A 19,419-nucleotide genomic window follows, 5' to 3' on the forward strand; every position below is an offset into this window, starting at 1 on the left:
AGGCCTTGTAGCGTCGATGCCGTGGCAGACCGGCGAGAGAACCCGCACACCGCCGGCCTGCGGGCCGGGCTGGACAAGCGACCGGCCGAGGTCGCGGCGATGTTCGACCGGGTCGCGCAGCGCTACGACGTCACCAACACCGTCCTCTCCGCGGGGCTGGACGCCTCCTGGCGACGGGCCACCCGCGAGGCGCTGGGGGCCCGGCCGGGCCAGACGGTGCTGGACGTCGCGGCCGGGACGGCGGTCTCCACCGTCGAGCTCGCCGCCGGCGGAGTGACGGCGATCGCCTGCGACTTCTCCCAGGGCATGCTGCGCGCCGGGGCCGCGCGACCGGTGCCCAAGGTGGCCGGTGACGCGATGGCGCTGCCGCTGGCCGCCGAGAGCGTGGACGGCGTGGTCATCTCCTTCGGCCTGCGCAACGTGGCCGACCCCGACGCCGCGCTGCGGGAGTTCGCCCGGGTGACCAAGCCCGGCGGGACGCTGGTGGTCTGCGAGTTCTCCAGCCCCACCTGGTCGCCGTTCCGCACCGTCTACACCGAGTACCTGATGAAGGCGCTGCCCCGCATCGCCCGGGCGGTGAGCAGCAACCCCGAGGCCTACGTCTACCTGGCCGAGTCGATCCGCGCCTGGCCCGACCAGGCGGCGCTCGCCGGCCGGCTGCAGGACGCCGGCTGGGCCGACGTCGCCTGGCAGAACCTCACCGGGGGGATCGTCGCGCTGCACCGTGCCCGCAAGCCCTGAGGGCCTCCGGGGGTGCAGCGGCGGGACGGCCTCGGCGGGACGAGCGCCGGTGCCCGACGACCCCGCGCGCCCCCTTCCCAGCCGCTCCGGCCGTTAGCCGCCCGGCGGGCCGGGTAGCCGGACCACATGGCTGGAGACCGGAGACCTTTCGCAGATCGCCGGGAGGCGGGCCGGGCGCTCGCCGCGCGGCTGGTCGACGACGACCTGGTCACCCCCGGGCACGGCGACGTGGTCGTACTCGGCCTGCCGCGGGGCGGGGTCGTCGTGGGGGCGGAGGTGGCCGCCGCCCTCGACGCAGCGCTCGACATCGTCGTCGTCCGCAAGGTCGGCCTGCCCTGGCAGCCGGAGCTCGCCATGGGCGCGATCGCGGCCGTGGGGGACGAGATCGAGACCGTCCGGCAGGAGAGCGTCATCGACCGCGCCGGGGTGGACGCGGCCACCTTCGAGGACGTCCGCACCCAGGAGGTGTCCGAGCTGCGCCGGCGCACCGAGGCCTATCGCGGCGACCGCCCGCCGCCGGTCCTGGCCGGCCGCCGCGTCGTCCTGGTCGACGACGGGTTGGCCACCGGCTCGACCATGCGCGCCGCGGTCGCCGCCGTCCGCCGCCAGGACCCCGCGCACCTGACCGTCGCCGTCCCCGTGGCCTCGCCGAACGCCTGCCGGCAGATCACACCGGACGTCGACGAACTGCTCTGCCTCTGGGCCCCCGCGGACTTCTCCGCCGTCGGCCAGGGCTACGCCGACTTCCGACCGACCGAGGACGACGAGGTGCGCGCGGCCCTCGCGCAGGCCCGCCCCGGTGAGCCGGAGGAGCGCGACGGTGCCGGCTGACGAGGGCGCGCCCGGCTTCCAGGAGGACGTCGTCGTCGACGTGCCCGGGGCGGCGTTGCGCGCCGACCTCGTCGGCCCCGCCGATCCGCGCGGTGTGGTGGTCTTCGCCCACGGCAGCGGGAGCAGCCGGCGGAGCCCGCGCAACCAGCAGGTCGCCGAGGGGCTGCACGCCGCCGGGTACGCCACCGTGCTGCTGGACCTGCTGACCCTCGCCGAGGAGGAGGTCGACGCGCGCACGCGCGAGCACCGGTTCGACATCCCGCTGCTGGCCGGGCGGCTCACCGGCGCCGTCGACTGGCTGCTCGGCCGGCCCGGCCTCGCGACCCTGCCGGTCGCCACCTTCGGTGCCAGCACCGGTGCGGCGGCCGCCCTGATCACCGCCGCCGAGCGACCGGAGAGGGTCCGGGCGGTGATCTCCCGCGGTGGCCGTCCCGATCTGGCCGGCAGCGCGCTCGACCAGGTGCGGGCGCCCGTGCTGCTGGTCGTCGGGGGCGCGGACGCCCAGGTCGTCGAGCTCAACCGGCAGGCCGCCGCCCGGCTCACCGTCGACCACGAGGTCGCGATCATCCCCGGCGCCACGCACCTGTTCCCCGAGCCCGGCGCGCTCGAGCAGGTGATCGACCGCTCCGCGGCCTGGCTGAGCACCTGGTTGCCGGCGCCTTCCTGATGCCCGGACCGGCCGCCCGGTGCGGGGCCGCGCTGAGGTCGCCGGGGCCCTGCGCCGAGGGGGGGTCTGTCGGCTAGATCACATCGCGGCCTAGACTCGGGACCGAGCGGTTTGTGAACTCTTTCACAAGCTGCACCGGGCTCGACGACGGACCGGAGGGGTGGCATGACGCGGACCGCAGCGGCGCACGCCGCCGACGTCGTGGTCGTCGGTGCCGGGCCGGCCGGCTCCAGCGCGGCCTGGCACCTCGTCCGCGCGGGCCTGGATGTCGCGCTGCTGGAGAAGGCCGACTTCCCGCGGGAGAAGGTCTGCGGTGACGGGCTGACGCCGCTGAGCCGGGGTCCGGCGTACACCCGGGGGCTGCTGCTGCTTGCCGGGGACGCCGCCGGCACGGTGAACCCCTGCAACCGGGACGGCGCGGGAGGCGGTCCTGCGGCGGTACCCCGGCCGGCTGCGCGCCGAGCTGGGCCGCCTCCACCGGCTCGGCCTGGGCTTCCTGGCGCTGCTGGCCCGGCCAGCAGGGGTCCGGCTCGCCATGGCCCGGGGGCTGCGCCGCCCCGCGCTCACCGACGCCGCGCTGCGGGTGATGGGCAACCTGACCGACGGCCGCGACGGCGACGCGATCGACCGCGCGCTGGCCGTGCTCCTGCGACTCACCCCGGCGACGTGAGGGAGCTGCCATGACGACCGGCCGGCACGACACTCCGTATCCCGACCATGACCAGGCCGTGACCGACATCACCCTAGGGTGCAGCTGATGCTCTCGACCTACGCCCCGCTCGTCGGCCTGTTCGTGCTGGCCGCGGCGTTCGCGCTGTTCTCGGTCGTCGTCGCGCCGTTCGTCGGGCCGCGCCGCCACAACCGGGCCAAGCTGGCCGCCTACGAGTGCGGCATCGAGCCGGTCGACCAGCCGCTCACCGGCGGCCGCTTCCCGGTGAAGTACTACCTGACCGCGATGCTCTTCATCGTCTTCGACATCGAGATCGTCTTCCTCTACCCGTGGGCCGTCGCCAACGACGCGCTGGGGGTGTGGGGGCTGGCCGCGATGGCCGTGTTCCTCGGCACCGTCTTCCTCGCCTTCGCCTACGAGTGGCGGCGCGGCGGACTCGAGTGGGACTGACAGGGGACTGACATGGGACTCGAGGAGAAGCTGCCGAGCGGCGTCCTGCTGACCAGCGTGGAGAAGCTGGTCAACTGGACCCGCAAGTCGTCGCTGTGGCCGGCGACCTTCGGCCTGGCCTGCTGCGCCATCGAGATGATGGCCTCCGGTGCGGGCCGGTACGACCTCGCCCGTTTCGGCATGGAGGTCTTCCGGGCCTCGCCGCGGCAGGCGGACCTGATGATCGTGGCCGGCCGGGTGAGCCAGAAGATGGCGCCGGTCCTGCGGCAGATCTACGACCAGATGCCCGAGCCCCGCTGGGTGCTGGCGATGGGCGTCTGCGCCAGCTCCGGCGGCATGTTCAACAACTACGCGATCGTCCAGGGCGTCGACCACGTCGTCCCCGTGGACATGTACCTGCCCGGCTGCCCGCCGCGGCCGGAGATGCTGATGGACGCCATCCTCAAGCTGCACCACAAGATCCAGCACGAGCCGCTGGGGGAGAAGCGGGCCCGCCAGCAGCAGCAGGCCCGCGAGGACGGCACGGCCAAGGACCTGCTGGTCGAGATGCCGTCGACCGTCCGCGTCGACAAGGAGGCCCGCCGCGCCTACGAGCAGGCGGCCGCCGAGGGGCGCACCGGGCAGTTCGGGATCGAGCGGCGCGGCGGCAACGCCGTCCTGCTCCCGGACGAGCGGGGTGGCCGGCGATGAGCAACGACGGCGGCTCGAACGTCGTCCCCGGTCGCGAGGAGGCCGGCTACGACGACAGCACCGCGCCGTCCGGCGGTTTCCGGAAGGGCGCCTTCGGGGTCAGCGGCAGCGGTGACACCTCGGGGTTCGGTGGCCTGGTGCGGGTGGAGCCCGGCGGCGCGGTCGCGCTGCACTCCACCGACCGGCCCTACGGCGGGTACTTCGACGAGGTCACCGACGCGTTGATCGAGGCCGTGGGGGAGGCCACCTACGCCGCCGCGGTGCAGCGCGTGCTGGTCGACCGGGGTGAGATCACCTACTTCGTCGCCCGGGAGCACCTGCTGACCCTGGTGCAGGCGCTGCGGGACGACGAGGCCCTGCGCTTCGAGCTGTGCAGCAGCCTCTCCGGCGTCGACTACCTCGACAGCGGCGGCCCCGAGGTGACGCCCGGCCGGCCCCGGCTGCACGTCGTCTACCACCTGACCTCGATGACCTACCGGCGCCGCATCCGGCTGGAGGTGGCGGTCACCGCGGAGGACCCGCACGTCCCGTCGGTGACCGGCGTCTACCCGACGGCGGACTGGCACGAGCGGGAGACGTTCGACATGTTCGGCGTCGTCTTCGACGGCCACCCGGCGCTGACCCGGATCCTCATGCCCGACGACTGGGACGGCCACCCCCAGCGCAAGGACTACCCGCTCGGCGGGATCCCGGTGGAGTACCACGACGCGACGATCCCGCCGCCGGACACGCGGCGGGCCTACCGGTGACGGGGGTCTACCGATGAGCACCACCTACAACCCGGCCGACCCCTACGCCGGCTCGCGGGAGACCACCGAGGGGCGGGTCTACACCGTCACCGGCGGGGACTGGGACGTCACCCTCGGGGCCGACCCGCACGGCGAGGAGCGCCTCGTCGTCAACATGGGCCCGCAGCACCCGTCCACCCACGGCGTGCTCCGCCTGGTCCTCGACCTGGAGGGCGAGACGGTCACCAAGGCGCGCGTGGTGATCGGCTACCTGCACACCGGTATCGAGAAGAACACCGAGTACCGCAACTGGGTGCAGGGCACGACGTTCGTGACCCGGATGGACTACCTGGCCCCGCTGTTCAACGAGGCCGGCTACTGCATGGCCGTCGAGAAGCTGCTCGGCGTCGAGATCCCGCAGCGCGCGGCCACGATCCGGGTGCTGGTGATGGAGCTGAACCGGATCGCCTCCCACCTGGTGGCGCTGGCCACCTTCGGCATGGAGATGGGTGCCCTCACGGGCATGACCAACGGCTTCCGCGAGCGCGAGATGGTCCTCGACCTGCTCGAGGAGATCACCGGGCTGCGGATGAACCACGCCTACATCCGCCCCGGCGGTCTGGCCCAGGACCTGCCCGAGGGGGCGGTCGAGCACATCCGGGAGTTCCTGGAGGTCTTCCCGAAGCGGGTCGCGGACTTCCACCGGCTGCTCACCGGCCAGCCGATCTGGCAGGCGCGGCTCAAGGACGCCGGGTACCTCGACCTCACCGGCTGCGTCGCCCTCGGCATCACCGGACCGGTCCTGCGCGCCACCGGGCTGGCCTGGGACCTGCGCAAGGTGGAGCCCTACCTGGGCTACGAGACCTACGACTTCGAGGTCCCCACCGCCGACACCTGCGACGCCTGGGGCCGCTACCTGGTGCGCATGGCCGAGGTGAACGAGTCGCTGAAGCTCATCGCCCAGGCGCTGGACCGGCTGGAGCCCGGCCCGGTGATGGTCGAGGACAAGAAGATCGCCTGGCCCGCCCAGCTCTCCCTGGGGCCCGACGGCATGGGCAACTCGCTGGACCACGTGCGGCACATCATGGGTCAGTCGATGGAGGCCCTGATCCACCACTTCAAGCTGGTCACCGAGGGCTTCCGGGTGCCGGCGGGGCAGGTCTACGTGCCCCTCGAGTCCCCCCGCGGCGAGCTCGGCTACCACGTGGTCAGCGACGGCAGCACCCGCCCGTGGCGCGTCCACGTGCGCGACCCCAGTTTCGTGAACCTGCAGGCGACGGCGGCGATGAGCGAGGGCGGCATGATCGCCGACGTCATCGCCGCGATCGCCTCGATCGACCCGGTGATGGGGGGCGTCGACCGATGAGTGCACTGCCAGGCAGTCCCGAGGGGACGGCGGTCACCGGGCTGGACTCCAGCCCGGTCGACGTCGCGTCCCTCGCCGAGACCCCGCCGCTGCCCGAGCAGGCCCGGCTCGAGGCGCGCGAGATCATCGCCCGCTACCCGGTGGCCCGCTCGGCGCTGCTGCCGATGCTGCACCTGGTGCAGAGCTACCAGGGCTACGTCACCCCCGAGGGCGTCGCGCTGTGCGCCGAGGAGCTGGGGCTGACCAAGGCCGAGGTCGGGGCGGTCGCGACCTTCTACACGATGTACAAGCGCCGCCCCACCGGCCGGCACCTGGTCAGCGTCTGCACCAACACGCTCTGCGCCGTGCTGGGCGGGCAGCGGATCATGGACGCGCTGTCGGCCGACCTCGGCGTGCACCACGACGAGACCGCCGCCGACGGCTCGATCACCCTCGAGCACGCCGAGTGCCTCGCCGCCTGCGACTACGCGCCCGTGGTCACCGTGGACTACGAGTTCTACGACCAGCAGGACGTCGACAGCGCCCGCGAGCTGGTCGCGGCGCTGCGCCGGGGGGAGAAGCCGCTGCCGACCCGCGGCGCGCCGCTCACCGACTTCCGCGGCGTCTCCCGCCAGCTGGCGGGCTTCTCCCAGCACCTGGACGCGGCGGCCGCTGCCGCCGCCGTCGACGCGCCGGGGAACTACGAGCCCACCCTGCGCGGGCTGCGGCTGGCCGCCGAACGCGGGGAGGCCGCGCCGCCGATGCGCGGCCCGGAGCCCGAGCCGGCCGACGTCGGCGAGCCGCGGGAGACCGTGCGCCCGTCGGGGAGCACGGGGGAGACCCCGGGCAAGGAGGCGGCGGACGCGCGGGTGGCCGCCGCCGACACCCCGGCCGAGAAGGCCGGCGCCGCGGGCTCGCACCCCGACGCCCCCGAACCGGCCGGCCGGCGGCTGCCCGACGGCCGCGAGGGCACCGACACCCCGGCCGGGCAGGAGCCCGGCACGAGTGGTCAGAGCCCCGCCACCCCACCCCCGGACACCCAGGGGCCCGGCGGCCCGACCCGGACCATCGAGGGCCGCGGCCCGAAGCGGAGGCGATGAACCGTGCCCCTCACCCCTGTCCTCACCAGCCGCTGGGGCGCCGAGCAGTCCTGGCGGCTCGCCACCTACGAGCGGCTCGACGGCTACTCCGCACTCCGCACCGCGCTGTCCATGCAGCCCGACGAGCTGGTCACCCTGGTCAAGGACTCCGGTCTGCGCGGCCGCGGCGGCGCCGGCTTCCCCACCGGCATGAAGTGGAGCTTCATCCCCCAGCCCAAGCCGGGGGAGGAGCCCACCGGGCCCGCGGCGATGCCCAAGTACCTCGTGGTCAACGCCGACGAGGGTGAGCCGGGCACCTGCAAGGACCTGCCGCTGATGATGGCCGACCCGCACTCGCTGATCGAGGGCGTGATCATCTCCTCCTACGCCATCCGGTCGAAGCTGGCCGTCATCTACGTCCGCGGCGAGGCGGTGCACGCGCACCGGCGGCTGCTCAACGCCGTGGGTGAGGCCTACGCCGCCGGCTACCTCGGCACCGACATCCTCGGCTCCGGCTACGACCTGGAGCTGATCGTGCACGCCGGCGCCGGTGCGTACATCTGCGGCGAGGAGACGGCGTTGCTCGACTCGCTCGAGGGCTACCGCGGCCAGCCCCGGCTCAAGCCGCCGTTCCCCGCGGTCGCCGGCCTGTACGGGGCCCCGACGGTCATCAACAACGTCGAGACGCTCGCCAGCGTGCCGTTCGTCGTCCGCGGCGGCGCCGACTGGTTCAAGGCGTTCGGCCCGGAGAAGTCGCCCGGCCCGAAGATCTACTCGCTGTCGGGCCGCGTCGTCCGGCCGGGCCAGTACGAGGCCCCCATGGGCACGACGATGCGCGAGCTGCTCGAGATGGCCGGCGGCATCCGCCCCGGTCACGAGCTGAAGTTCTGGACGCCGGGCGGCTCGTCGACGCCGTACTTCACGCCCGAGCACCTCGACGTCCCGCTGGACTTCGACTCCGTGGCCGCGGCGGGCTCGATGCTCGGCACCACCGCGCTCATGGTGTTCGACGAGACCGACTCGATCGTCGAGGCCACGCTCCGGTTCACCGAGTTCTACGCGCACGAGAGCTGCGGCAAGTGCACCCCCTGCCGGGAGGGCACCTACTGGCTGGTGCAGATCCTCGAGCGGATCGCGCACGGGCGGGGGACCGCCCAGGACCTCGACATCCTGGTCGACACCTGCGACAACATCCTGGGCCGGTCGTTCTGCGCGCTCGGAGACGGCGCGACCAGCTGCATCACCAGTTCGCTCAAGTACTTCAAGGACGACTACGTCGCCCTGCTGCCGCCCGAGGAGCAGGCCCGGCTCGGCCGCTCCCTCCGCCTCGAGCCGGTCGGAGCCGCGTCATGACGCTCACGCCCACCAACCCGCCACCCGCACCCGCGGTGCCGCCGGGCGCCCCCGGCCCGCACACCCCGCCGGACGCCGTCCGCTGCACGATCGACGGGTTCGAGGTCGCCGTGCCGAAGGGGACGCTGATCATCCGCGCCGCGGAGCAGGTCGGTGTCTTCATCCCGCGGTTCTGCGACCACCCGCTGCTCGAGCCGGTCGGCGCCTGCCGGCAGTGCCTGGTCGAGGTCGAGGGGCAGCGCAAGCCGGTCGCCTCGTGCACCATGCCGGTCACCGAGGGCATGGAGGTCCACACCCAGCTCACCAGCCCGGTCGCGGACAAGGCGCAGCAGGGCACCATGGAGCTGCTCCTGATCAACCACCCGCTCGACTGCCCGACCTGCGACAAGGGCGGCGAGTGCCCGCTGCAGAACCAGGCGATGAGCAACGGCCGCGCCGAGAGCCGGTTCGTCGACGAGAAGCGGACCTACCCCAAGCCGCTGCCGATCAGCAGCCAGGTGCTGCTGGACCGGGAGCGCTGCGTCCTCTGCGCCCGCTGCACCCGCTTCTCCCAGCAGGTCGCCGGCGACCCGTTCATCGAGCTGTTCGAGCGCGGCGCGCTGGAGCAGGTGGCGATCTACGAGGACGAGCCGTTCGAGTCCTACTTCTCCGGCAACACCACCCAGATCTGCCCGGTGGGGGCGCTGACCAGCGCCCAGTACCGGTTCCGTGCCCGGCCCTTCGACCTGCGCAGCGAGGACAGCGTCTGCGAGCACTGCGCCTCGGGCTGCGCCATGCGCACCGACTACCGGCGCGGCAAGATCACCCGCCGCCAGGCCGGCGACGACCCGGCGGTCAACGAGGAGTGGACCTGCGACAAGGGCCGCTACGCGTTCCGCTACGCCAGCGCCAACGCCCGGCTGACCACCCCGCTGGTGCGCGGCGCCGACGGGGAGCTGCAGCCGGCGTCCTGGCCCGAGGCGTGGGCCGCGGCCGCCGCCGGCCTGCTCCGGGCCCGCGCCGAGGGCGGTGTCGGCGTGCTGCCCGGCGGCCGGCTCACCCTCGAGGACGCCTACGCGTGGGCCACGTTCGCCCGCGTGGCGCTGGGCACCAACGACGTCGACGCCCGTGCCCGCGCGCACTCCGCCGAGGAGCTGGAGTTCCTGGCGAGCACGATCGCCGGCACCGGCCCGGTGACCGGTGCGGTCACCTACGCCGACGTCGGCGAGGCGCCCGCCGTCCTCCTGGCCGGCCTCGAGCCGGAGGAGGAGTCCCCGATCCTCTTCCTGCGGCTGCGCCGCGCAGTGCGCACCCGCAAGCTGCCGGTCTTCGACCTCGCGCCGTTCGCCACCCGGGCCGCCGCGAAGCTGGAGGCCACGGTGCTCACCACGGTCCCCGGGGCGGAGGCGCGGTCGCTGCTCGCGCTCGCCGAGGGCACCTGGGGCGGGCCCGCGGTGGAGGCGCTGCGGAAGCCGGGCGCCGTCGTCCTCGCCGGGGAGCGGCTGGCCGAGGTTCCCGGCGCGTTCTCCGCCCTGCTCGCCCTCTCCCGGGCCACCGGGGCCCGGCTCGCCTGGGTGCCCCGCCGCGCCGGCGAACGCGGCGCCGTCGAGGCCGGGGCGCTGCCGAACCTGCTCCCCGGTGGCCGGACCGTCGACGACGACGTCGCCCGCGCCGAGGTGGCCGCGGTCTGGGGCGTCGACCCCGGCGCCGTGCCCGCCGCCCCGGGGCGGGACACCACCGGCATCCTCACCGCGGCGCGCAGCGGCCGGCTGCCCGGCCTGCTGGTCGGCGGCGTCGACCCGGCCGACCTGCCCGACCCCGCCCTGGCGCTGGCGGCCCTCGACGCGGCGGCCTTCGTGGTCAGCCTGGAGATGTTCCCCAGCGCGGTCACCGAGCGCGCCGACGTCGTCCTGCCGGTCGCGGCCGCACCGGAGAAGGCGGGCAGCTACCTGGACTGGGAGGGCCGGCTGCGGTCCTTCGACGCGACGCTGCACGGTTCCGGGCAGCTGCCCGACGGCCGTGTCCTGCACGGCCTGGCCGACGCGATGGACGCCGACCTGCGGCTGCCCGCTCCCGAGGTGGCGCGGTCCGCGCTCTCCGCGCTGGGGGCCCGCCGGTCCGCCGCGACCGCCTCCGGGCCCGACGTCGCCCCGCCGGCCGCCCCGCTGCTCCGGGACGACGAGGCGGTCCTGGCGTCCTGGCGGCAGCTGCTCGACGTCGGCACCCTGCAGCGCGACGAGCCCGAGCTCGCCGGCACCGCCCGCCGCCCGGTCGCCCGCATCGGCACCGGCACGGCCGCCCGTCTCGGCCTGGCCGACGGCGACCGGCTCACCGTCAGCGGGCCCACCGGTTCGATCAGCCTGCCGGTGGTGGTCACCGCCATGCCCGACCAGGTGGTGTGGCTGCCGATGCGCTCGCCCGGCAGCGAGATCCGTTCCGCGCTGGGCGCCGGGCCCGGCGCGGTCGTGCGGCTGGCCCGCACGTCGGCCGTCGCCGGGGAGGTCGTGCGATGAACCTGTGGGCCGCGCCCGACCAGCCGACGCTGGCGGACTTCGGGCACGACGTCTGGTGGATCGTGCTCATCAAGATCGTCGGCGTCTTCGCCGTGCTGGTCGCGATGACGCTGTTCGCGATCGTGTTCGAGCGCAAGGTCGTCGCGCGGATGCAGCAGCGGATCGGGCCGAACACGGTCGGCCCGCGCGGCTACCTGCAGAGCCTCGCCGACGGGCTCAAGCTGGCGTTCAAGGAAGACATCATGCCGGCGATGGCCGACAAGCCGGTGTACTTCCTGGCTCCGGTGATCGCCACCGTCCCGGCGTTCGTCGCCTTCTCGGTGATCCCGATGGGCCCGGTCGTGAGCATCTTCGGCGAGCAGACGCCGCTCCAGCTCACCGACGCCCCGATCGGGGTGCTGATCATCCTGGCGATGTCCGCCATGGGCATCTACGGGATCGTGCTGGGCGGCTGGGCCTCCGGCTCCACCTACCCGCTGCTGGGCAGCATGCGCAGCGCGGCGCAGATGATCAGCTACGAGATCGCGATGGGGCTGTCCATCGTGGCGGTGTTCCTCTACGCCGGCACGATGTCCACCTCGGAGATCGTCGCCGCCCAGGCCGACGGCACCCAGCTCTCCTTCTTCGGCTGGGAGTTCACCGGTCCCAGCTGGTACGCCGTCCTGCTGCCGGTGTCCTTCGTGCTCTACGCGATCGCCGTCGTGGGGGAGACCAACCGGGCACCCTTCGACCTCCCCGAGGCCGAGAGCGAGCTCGTCGGCGGGTTCCACACCGAGTACTCGTCGCTGAAGTTCGCCCTGTTCTTCCTCGCCGAGTACATCAACATGGTCACCGTCTCGGCGCTCGCCGCGACGCTGTTCCTGGGCGGCTGGCGCGCGCCGTGGCCGATCTCCATCTGGGACGGCGCGAACACCGGCTGGTGGCCGCTGCTGTGGTTCTTCCTCAAGGTCGTCGCCGCCCTGTTCGTCTTCATCTGGCTGCGCGGCACGCTTCCCCGGCTGCGCTACGACCAGTTCATGCGCTTCGGGTGGAAGGTGCTCGTCCCGGTCGCGCTGGTCTGGATCCTGATCGTGGCGACGATGCGCACCGTCTCCCGGGAGACCGACCTCTCCACCGGCGAGGTGGCGGTCTACGTCGGGGTCCCGGCGGCGCTGCTGGTGCTCGCCGCGCTCTGGCTCGGCGGCCGTTCCGCGCAGCAGGACACCCGGCTCGCCGCCGCCGAGGCCGCGGCCGGCTCCAACCACCCGACCCGGGCCGAGCCGGAGGTGCTGCCGCCGGCCGGGGCGCGCCGCCGGCCCGCCGGTGGCCCCGGCCGCGCCGAGGGCGGGTTCCCCGTCCCGCCGATGGACCTGCAGGTGCCGCCGTCGCCCCGGCTGCGGCGCCAGTCCACCACCACCGCCGACGCGGCCCCGGTCGTCAGCACCGGGCGGCGCGGCACCGCCACCGTCGAGGAGGAGCGCGATGCCTGACCGCGACGAGCGGGAGACCCCCGCGCACGGCAAGCCCGGCGAGCAGGACATGGTCCGGCGGTCCCGCGGGGAGGTGGAGCACTCCGCGGCGGGCGGACGCAACCGGCCCGCCGTCCGGGACAGCCTCCTGCCCGCCGCGGTCCAGGGTTTCGGGGTCACCTTCGCCCAGATCTTCCGGACCGTGACCACCGAGCAGTACCCGTACGAGCCGAAGGTGACCAAGCCGCGCTACCACGGCCGCCACGTGCTCAACCGGCATCCCGACGGGCTGGAGAAGTGCGTCGGCTGCGAGCTGTGCGCCTGGGCCTGCCCGGCCGACGCCATCTACGTCGAGGGTGGCGACAACACCGAGGACGAGCGCTACTCGCCCGGTGAGCGGTACGGCGCGGTCTACCAGATCAACTACCTGCGCTGCATCTTCTGCGGGCTGTGCATCGAGGCCTGCCCCACGCGGTCGCTGACGATGAGCAACGACTTCGAGCTCGCCGACGACAACCGGCGCGACCTGATCTACACCAAGGAACAGCTGATGGCCCCCCTGCTGCCCGGCATGGAGGCCACCCCGCACCCGATGCGGCTCGGCGACGACGAGAAGGACTACTACGTGCGCGAACCGGAGCCCCGGCCGTGACCCCGGACACCGCCGGCGTCGTCATCGGCACCGGCGAGGCCGTCGTCTTCTGGATCCTCGGCCCCGTCGCGCTGGCCGGGGCGCTGGGCATGGTGTTCAGCCGGAACGCGGTGCACTCCGCGCTCTGGCTGGTCCTGACGATGCTGTCGCTGGGGGTCTTCTACGTCGTCCAGGAGGCGCCGTTCCTCGGGGCGGCGCAGATCATCGTCTACACCGGCGCGATCATGATCCTGTTCCTCTTCGTGCTCATGCTCGTGGGCCGCGACTCCTCCGACTCGGTCGTGGAGACGCTCCGCGGCCAGCGGGTGGCGGCCACGCTGTTCGGCGTCGGATTCGCCGCGATCGCGGGGGCCGGCATCGCGCGGGCGACCCGGGACCTGCCGGTCGCCGGGCTCGAGGCGGTGCAGGGCGGGGCGGGCGGCGCTGCGTCGGGCAACGTCGAGGCGATCGCCGGCCTGCTGTACTCGCGGTACCTGGTGGCGTTCGAGGTCACCGGCGGGCTGCTGATCGTCGCGGCCGTCGGCGCCCTGGTCTTCACCCAGATGGAGCGGACCCCGGGCAGCCGCACGGGCCAGCGGGAGCTCTCCCGGGCGCGCTTCCTCACCGACCGGCCGCAGACGCTGCCGGGACCCGGGGTCTACGCCCGCGCCCACTCGGTGGCCGCGCCCGGGCTGCTGCCCGACGGCCGCTACGCCGAGGACACGCTCGCCACCGGCATCGAGGCGCAGGAGATCGAGCAGATGCCCCGTCCCACCGGCCGGGAGCAGCTCGGGTCACCCGACGCCGCCCTCGGGTCGATTGATCCCACCGTCAGCGACGTGCCCGGAGGGCGGGACCGGTGAGCCTGAGCCACTACCTCGTGCTCGCCGCGATCCTGTTCACCATCGGCGCGGTCGGCGTGCTCGTGCGGCGCAACGCGATCGTCGTGTTCATGTGCGTGGAGCTGATGCTCAACGCCGTCAACCTGACGCTGATCACCTTCGCCCGGTCCACCGGCACCGTCGACGGCCAGATCATCGCGCTGTTCGTCATGGTCGTCGCGGCCGCCGAGGTGGTCGTCGGGCTCGCGATCATCATGTCGATCTACCGGACCCGGCGGTCCGCCTCGATCGACGACGCCAACCTCCTCAAGTACTGACGCGCGGGACGGGGACTTCTGTGTCTGAGACGCTGCCCGCGGACGGGCTGCTGGGCTGGTCCTGGCTGCTGATCGCGCTGCCCCTGCTGGGGGCCGCGGTGCTGCTGCTGGGTGGCCGCCGCACCGACCGCTGGGGCCACCTGCTGGGGACGGCGACCGTCGGCGCGGCGTTCGTGCTGGCGGTGCTGTGCACGGTGCAGCTGGCCGGGCTGGACGAGCGCGCCGTCGACGTGGAGCTGTTCACCTTCATCGCCACCGGCGGGCTGGACGTCACCGCGGGGCTGCTCTACGACCCCCTGTCGGCGGTCTTCGTCCTGCTGATCACCGGCGTCGGCTCGCTGATCCACGTCTACTCGATCGGCTACATGGCGCACGACGCCGGACGCCGCCGGTTCTTCGCCTACCTCAACCTCTTCGTCGCGGCCATGCTGCTGCTGGTCCTGGGCAACAGCTTCGTGGCGCTCTACGTGGGCTGGGAGGGCGTCGGGCTGGCGTCGTACCTGCTCATCGCCTTCTGGTACACCCGCCCGGCCGCGGCCACCGCGGCGAAGAAGGCCTTCATCATGAACCGGGTCGGCGACGTCGGCCTGGCCCTGGCGATCTTCGTGATGTTCGCCCAGCTCGGGACGACCTCCTACGCCGGCGTCTTCGGGACGGTGGGCACCCTGGCGGGCGGGACGATCACCGCGATCGGCCTGCTCCTCCTGCTGGGTGCCTGCGGCAAGTCCGGCCAGTTCCCGCTGCAGGCGTGGCTGCCCGACGCCATGGAGGGCCCCACCCCGGTCTCGGCGCTGATCCACGCGGCCACGATGGTCACCGCGGGCGTCTACCTCATCGCCCGGTCGGCCCCCATCTACGACCTGACGCCCACCGCGCGGGCGGTGGTGCTGGCGATCGGCGCGCTCACCCTGCTGATCGGGGCGGTCGCCGGCTGCGCCTACGACGACATCAAGAAGGTGCTGGCCTGGTCGACGGTCAGCCAGATCGGCTACATGTTCCTGGCCGTCGGGCTCGGGCCCGCCGGCTACGTCGCCGGCCTGGCGCACCTGCTCGCGCACGGGTTCTTCAAGGCCGGGCTGTTCCTCGGCGCCGGCTCGGTCATGCACGCGATGCGCGACTCGGTGGACATGCGGCGCTTCGGCGGCCTGTGGAACAAGCTGCCGGTCACCTTCGTCACCTTCGGGCTGGGCTACCTCGCGCTCATCGGGTTCCCGTTCCTCTCCGGCTACTTCACCAAGGACGCGATCATCGAGGCCGCGCTGGACCGGGACGACGTCTGGGGCTGGGTGCTCGGCGGGGTCGCCGTGCTGGGCGCGGGGCTCACCGCCTTCTACATGACCCGGCTGATGCTCATGACCTTCTTCGGCCGGCCCCGCTGGGAGGAGGGCGTCCACCCGCACGAGGCGCCCCCGGTGATGACCGCGCCGATGGTGGTGCTCGCCGTCGGCTCGGTCGCCGCCGGTGGCCTGCTGGTGTCGGTGTTCCCCCTGTCGGGCTGGCTGGAGCCGGTCTTCGGCGAGCCGGCGGAGGCCGCCCACGTGGTGGCCCCGGCGGTCATCGGCCTGGTGGTGACGGTCGTGATGCTGCTCGGCGTGCTGGTGGCCTGGCTGTTCGTCGGCCGCCGCGAGGTGCCGATGACCGCGCCGGTCCGGGTCTCCCCGGTCACCCGCGCGGCTCGCAACGGCCTCTACGCCGACGCGGTGAACGAGTCGCTGTTCATGCGGCCGGGGCAGTGGCTCACCCGCGCCCTGGTCTGGCTCGACAACCGCGGCGTCGACGGCGCCGTCAACGGCCTGGCCGCGGGCCTGGGCGGCTCGTCGTCCCGGCTGGGCCGGCTGCAGACCGGCTTCGTGCGCAGCTACGCCCTCGGCATGCTCGGCGGCGCCGTCGTGGTCGCGGGCGCGCTGCTGGCGGTGACGTCCGGATGAGCGGGCCGTCCCGCGGAAGCGAACACATGGTCTCGAGCGCCGACCGGTGCCCCGGAAAGGACGTGCTGCGGTGAGTGACTTCCCCTGGCTGCTGGCGATGATCGCCGTGCCGGCCGTCGGAGCCGCGGCGGTGGCCGCCCTGCCGCGCGGGCGCGACCTGCTCGCCAAGCAGGTGACCCTCGCCGTCAGCCTGGTCGTGCTGGTGCTGGCCGTGCTCACGACGCTCGCGTTCGACGCCGGCGGCCCGCGGTTCCAGCTGACGACGGCGGTCTCCTGGATCCCCGACTTCGGGTCGGAGTTCGCGCTGGGGGTCGACGGCATCGCCCTGGTGATGGTGCTGCTCGTCGGCGTCCTGGTGCCCCTGGTGGTCGCCGCCTCCTGGCACGAGGCCGACGGCGGCCGCCGCCCGGTGCGGGTCTTCTTCGCCTGGCTGCTGCTGCTCGAGGCGATGATGGTCGGCGTCTTCGTCGCCACCGACGTGCTGCTGTTCTACGTCTTCTTCGAGGCGATGCTCGTCCCGATGTACTTCCTGATCGGCAGCTTCGGCGGGCCGCGCCGGCAGTACGCGGCGGTCAAGTTCTTCGTCTACAGCCTGGTCGGCGGGCTGGTGATGCTCGCCTCGGTCATCGGCCTGTACGTGGTCAGCAGCGGCGCGCTCGGCGAGGGGACCTTCGCGTTCGACGCGCTCCGGCAGCTCGACATCGACCCCGACGTCCAGCGGTTGCTGTTCCTCGGCTTCTTCGTCGCCTTCGCCATCAAGGCGCCGCTGGTGCCCTTCCACACCTGGCTGCCCGACTCCGGTGCCGAGGCCCCGATCGGCGGGGCGGTGCTGCTGGTCGGCGTCCTGGACAAGGTCGGCACCTTCGGCTTCCTGCGCTACTGCCTGCCGCTGTTCCCCGACGCGTCGCGGGAGTTCGCCCCGTTCGTGCTGGTACTGGCGGTGGTCGGCATCCTCTACGCGGCGCTGCTGGCGATGGGCCAGAGCGACATGAAGCGGCTGGTCTCCTACACCTCGATCTCGCACTTCGGCTTCATCGCGCTGGGCATCTTCGCCTTCACCACCGAGGCCGGCACCGGCGCGGTGCTCTACATGGTCAACCACGGCCTGGCGACCGGGCTGCTGTTCCTCGTCGTCGGCATGCTCATCGCCCGTGGGGGCTCCCGCCGGATCGCCGACTACGGCGGCGTCGCCGCGAAGGCCCCGCTGCTGGCCGGCGCCTTCCTGGTGGCCGGGCTCGCGTCGCTGGCCCTGCCGGGCACCAACAGCTTCGTCAGCGAGTTCCTCGTGCTGATCGGCTCGTTCCCCGAGCGGCCGGTGTTCACGGTGCTGGCGACGGTCGGCATCGTCCTGGCGGCGCTCTACGTGCTGCTCATGTACCAGCGCACCATGCACGGCCCGCCCCGTGGCGTGCTGCTGCAGGAGGACCCCGCCGAACCGGTGGCGGTCGGTGGGGGAGCCACCGCCACGCTGACCGCCCCGCGGACCGCCCCGCGCCGCTCCCTGCGGGTGCTCGACCTCGACCGGCGCGAGCTGGCCGTCGTCGTGGCGCTGGTGGCGCTGATCATCGGCCTGGGTGTGTACCCGCAGCCGCTGATCGACCTGATCGAACCGGCCGTCGTCGCCACCCTGGGTGACCTGGGCGCCTCCGGAGGGACCGACCGATGATCGAGGCACCCGACCTCTCCTGGGCCGCGCTGGCCCCGCTGCTGGTCGTGTTCGGCGCGGCGTGCGCCGGGATCCTGGTGGAGGCCTTCGTGCCGCGGGACCGGCGCCACGCGGCCCAGGTGGCGCTCGCGCTGGTCGGCACCGTCGGCGCCCTCCTCGCCGTCCTGATCGTCGCCTGGGCCCGCGAGCCCGAGGTCACCGCCGGTGGCGCGCTGGCGGTCGACGACCCGGCGCTCTTCCTGCAGGCGACCATCGCCGGCCTGGGTGCGCTGTCGGTCCTGCTGTTCGCCGAGCGCGCGCTCGACCCGGCGCGGTCGGCGTTCGTCGTCAGCGCCGCCGTCCCCGCGGGCAGCCCGCGCGACCGGGAGCTGGCCACGGTGCCCCGGGTGCAGACCGAGGTCTACCCGCTGGCCACCTTCGCGCTCGGCGGCATGATGCTGTTCGTCGCGGCGAACGACCTGCTGGTCATGTTCGTGGCGCTGGAGGTGCTCAGCCTGCCGCTGTACCTGATCAGCGGGATGGCCCGGCGGCGCCGGCTGCTCTCCCAGGAGGCGGCGGTCAAGTACTTCCTGCTGGGCGCCTTCGCCTCGGCCTTCTTCCTGTACGGCCTGGCGCTGGTCTACGGCGCGGTCGGCAGCGTCCGGCTCAGCGACATCCGGGACGTCGCGACCGTGGACGGCGGCGGTGTCCTGCTGGTCCTGGGCCTGGCGCTGCTGGTCGTCGGCCTGCTCTTCAAGGCCAGCGTGGCGCCGTTCCACGCCTGGACGCCCGACGTCTACCAGGGCGCCCCGACGCCGGTCACCGCCTTCATGGCGGCCTGCACCAAGGTTGCGGCCTTCGGCGCGATCCTGCGCCTGCTCTACGTCGCGTTCGGCCCCGTGGAGTGGACCTGGCGGCCGCTGATCTACGCCGCGGCCATCGTCTCCATGGTCGTGGGCGCGATCCTCGGGCTGACCCAGACCGACCTCAAGCGCATGCTCGCCTACTCCTCGGTGGCGCACGCAGGCTTCCTGCTCACCGGCGTCATCGGCCTCGGCGCCGACGGCGGCGGCTCCGGCCTGTCCGCCACGATGTTCTACCTGCTGGCCTACGGCATCACCACGCTCGGCGCCTTCGCCGTCCTGACCCTCGTGCGGGACGGCGACGGCGAGGCGAGCCACCTGTCGCAGTGGGCGGGGCTGGGCGCGCGCTCCCCGGTCACGGCCGCGATCATGACCCTTTTCCTGCTGGCGCTGGCCGGGATCCCGCTCACCGCCGGGTTCACCGGCAAGTTCGCGGTCTTCCGCGCCGCGATCGAGCAGGGCGCCTGGCCGCTGGCGCTGGTGGCGTTGCTGGCCAGCGCGGTGGCGGCCTTCTTCTACCTCCGGGTCATCGTGCTCATGTACTTCTCCGAGCCGGTCGTCGACGGCCCGACGGTGGGGGTGCCCGGGCTCCCGACGACGATCGTGCTCGCGGTGACCGCGGCCGTGACCCTCGCGCTCGGCGTCCTGCCCGGGGCGGTGCTCGACCTCGCCGAGCAGGCGGCTAGATTCGTCGGTTGA

At 73.4% G+C, this 19,419-nt stretch carries 18 protein-coding genes and 1 pseudogene; all 19 read left to right on the top strand.

The window, feature by feature from the left end:
• The first annotated feature begins 21 nt into the window (after positions 1-21).
• Entirely contained in the window at positions 22-741 is a 720-nt protein-coding gene (locus ACI79K_RS09785; protein ID WP_456589112.1) for a demethylmenaquinone methyltransferase, read from the top strand.
• 126 nt (positions 742-867) lie between these two features.
• Positions 868-1,572, top strand: coding sequence for a phosphoribosyltransferase (locus ACI79K_RS09790; RefSeq protein WP_456599603.1), 705 nt, complete (start codon positions 868-870; stop codon positions 1,570-1,572).
• Positions 1,562-2,239: a dienelactone hydrolase family protein gene (locus tag ACI79K_RS09795; RefSeq protein ID WP_456589110.1), complete on the top strand. Its 678-nt coding sequence runs from the start codon at positions 1,562-1,564 to the stop codon at positions 2,237-2,239. Before ACI79K_RS09790 ends, ACI79K_RS09795 begins: the two co-directional genes overlap by 11 nt.
• A gap of 165 nt (positions 2,240-2,404) precedes the next feature.
• A pseudogene (locus ACI79K_RS09800) lies at positions 2,405-2,539 on the top strand (NAD(P)/FAD-dependent oxidoreductase); the annotation flags it as partial.
• A gap of 235 nt (positions 2,540-2,774) precedes the next feature.
• Positions 2,775-2,909 carry a hypothetical protein gene (locus ACI79K_RS09805; protein WP_456589197.1) on the top strand — a complete coding sequence of 45 codons (135 nt, stop codon included), beginning with the start codon at positions 2,775-2,777 and terminating at the stop codon, positions 2,907-2,909.
• 87 nt (positions 2,910-2,996) lie between these two features.
• Entirely contained in the window at positions 2,997-3,359 is a 363-nt protein-coding gene (locus tag ACI79K_RS09810; protein WP_456589109.1) for an NADH-quinone oxidoreductase subunit A, read from the top strand.
• A gap of 12 nt (positions 3,360-3,371) precedes the next feature.
• Positions 3,372-4,049: a NuoB/complex I 20 kDa subunit family protein gene (locus tag ACI79K_RS09815; protein ID WP_456589108.1), complete on the top strand. Its 678-nt coding sequence runs from the start codon at positions 3,372-3,374 to the stop codon at positions 4,047-4,049.
• Positions 4,046-4,798 carry an NADH-quinone oxidoreductase subunit C gene (locus ACI79K_RS09820; RefSeq protein ID WP_456589107.1) on the top strand — a complete coding sequence of 251 codons (753 nt, stop codon included), beginning with the start codon at positions 4,046-4,048 and terminating at the stop codon, positions 4,796-4,798. Before ACI79K_RS09815 ends, ACI79K_RS09820 begins: the two co-directional genes overlap by 4 nt.
• Before the next feature lie 13 nt (positions 4,799-4,811).
• Entirely contained in the window at positions 4,812-6,143 is a 1,332-nt protein-coding gene (locus ACI79K_RS09825; RefSeq protein WP_456599604.1) for an NADH-quinone oxidoreductase subunit D, read from the top strand.
• Positions 6,140-7,222 carry an NADH-quinone oxidoreductase subunit NuoE gene (gene nuoE / locus ACI79K_RS09830; protein ID WP_456599605.1) on the top strand — a complete coding sequence of 361 codons (1,083 nt, stop codon included), beginning with the start codon at positions 6,140-6,142 and terminating at the stop codon, positions 7,220-7,222. The genes ACI79K_RS09825 and nuoE overlap by 4 nt, the downstream gene beginning before the upstream one ends.
• A 3-nt stretch (positions 7,223-7,225) precedes the next feature.
• Entirely contained in the window at positions 7,226-8,554 is a 1,329-nt protein-coding gene (nuoF, locus tag ACI79K_RS09835; protein WP_456599606.1) for an NADH-quinone oxidoreductase subunit NuoF, read from the top strand.
• Positions 8,551-11,046, top strand: coding sequence for an NADH-quinone oxidoreductase subunit G (locus ACI79K_RS09840; protein ID WP_456599607.1), 2,496 nt, complete (start codon positions 8,551-8,553; stop codon positions 11,044-11,046). Before nuoF ends, ACI79K_RS09840 begins: the two co-directional genes overlap by 4 nt.
• Positions 11,043-12,515, top strand: a complete 1,473-nt coding sequence (gene nuoH / locus ACI79K_RS09845) for an NADH-quinone oxidoreductase subunit NuoH (RefSeq protein WP_456589102.1) — start codon at positions 11,043-11,045, stop codon at positions 12,513-12,515. Before ACI79K_RS09840 ends, nuoH begins: the two co-directional genes overlap by 4 nt.
• Positions 12,508-13,146, top strand: a complete 639-nt coding sequence (nuoI, locus tag ACI79K_RS09850) for an NADH-quinone oxidoreductase subunit NuoI (protein ID WP_456589101.1) — start codon at positions 12,508-12,510, stop codon at positions 13,144-13,146. Before nuoH ends, nuoI begins: the two co-directional genes overlap by 8 nt.
• Positions 13,143-13,988, top strand: coding sequence for an NADH-quinone oxidoreductase subunit J (locus ACI79K_RS09855; protein ID WP_456599608.1), 846 nt, complete (start codon positions 13,143-13,145; stop codon positions 13,986-13,988). Before nuoI ends, ACI79K_RS09855 begins: the two co-directional genes overlap by 4 nt.
• A complete protein-coding gene (nuoK, locus tag ACI79K_RS09860) occupies positions 13,985-14,284 on the top strand; it encodes an NADH-quinone oxidoreductase subunit NuoK (RefSeq protein ID WP_091931090.1) in 300 nt (99 codons plus the stop codon). The genes ACI79K_RS09855 and nuoK overlap by 4 nt, the downstream gene beginning before the upstream one ends.
• Before the next feature lie 20 nt (positions 14,285-14,304).
• Complete coding sequence (nuoL, locus tag ACI79K_RS09865; protein WP_456599609.1) at positions 14,305-16,212, top strand: NADH-quinone oxidoreductase subunit L; 1,908 nt, start codon at positions 14,305-14,307, stop codon at positions 16,210-16,212.
• A gap of 70 nt (positions 16,213-16,282) precedes the next feature.
• On the top strand, positions 16,283-17,878 hold the full coding sequence (locus ACI79K_RS09870) for an NADH-quinone oxidoreductase subunit M (protein ID WP_456599610.1): 1,596 nt from the start codon (positions 16,283-16,285) through the stop codon (positions 17,876-17,878).
• On the top strand, positions 17,875-19,419 hold the full coding sequence (gene nuoN, locus ACI79K_RS09875; RefSeq protein ID WP_456589097.1) for an NADH-quinone oxidoreductase subunit NuoN: 1,545 nt from the start codon (positions 17,875-17,877) through the stop codon (positions 19,417-19,419). Before ACI79K_RS09870 ends, nuoN begins: the two co-directional genes overlap by 4 nt.

The sequence above is a fragment of the Blastococcus sp. SYSU DS0616 genome (genome assembly GCF_054051015.1).

Excerpts from the sequence above, each read along its gene's own strand:
- ACI79K_RS09790 (WP_456599603.1), top strand. The coding sequence starts at position 868 with ATGGCTGGAGACCGGAGACCTTTCGCAGATCGCCGGGAGGCGGGCCGG.
- ACI79K_RS09805 (WP_456589197.1), top strand. The coding sequence starts at position 2,775 with ATGGCCCGGGGGCTGCGCCGCCCCGCGCTCACCGACGCCGCGCTGCGG.
- ACI79K_RS09810 (WP_456589109.1), top strand. The coding sequence starts at position 2,997 with ATGCTCTCGACCTACGCCCCGCTCGTCGGCCTGTTCGTGCTGGCCGCG.
- ACI79K_RS09815 (WP_456589108.1), top strand. The coding sequence starts at position 3,372 with ATGGGACTCGAGGAGAAGCTGCCGAGCGGCGTCCTGCTGACCAGCGTG.
- ACI79K_RS09820 (WP_456589107.1), top strand. The coding sequence starts at position 4,046 with ATGAGCAACGACGGCGGCTCGAACGTCGTCCCCGGTCGCGAGGAGGCC.
- ACI79K_RS09825 (WP_456599604.1), top strand. The coding sequence starts at position 4,812 with ATGAGCACCACCTACAACCCGGCCGACCCCTACGCCGGCTCGCGGGAG.
- nuoE (WP_456599605.1), top strand. The coding sequence starts at position 6,140 with ATGAGTGCACTGCCAGGCAGTCCCGAGGGGACGGCGGTCACCGGGCTG.
- ACI79K_RS09840 (WP_456599607.1), top strand. The coding sequence starts at position 8,551 with ATGACGCTCACGCCCACCAACCCGCCACCCGCACCCGCGGTGCCGCCG.
- nuoH (WP_456589102.1), top strand. The coding sequence starts at position 11,043 with ATGAACCTGTGGGCCGCGCCCGACCAGCCGACGCTGGCGGACTTCGGG.
- nuoI (WP_456589101.1), top strand. The coding sequence starts at position 12,508 with ATGCCTGACCGCGACGAGCGGGAGACCCCCGCGCACGGCAAGCCCGGC.
- nuoN (WP_456589097.1), top strand. The coding sequence starts at position 17,875 with ATGATCGAGGCACCCGACCTCTCCTGGGCCGCGCTGGCCCCGCTGCTG.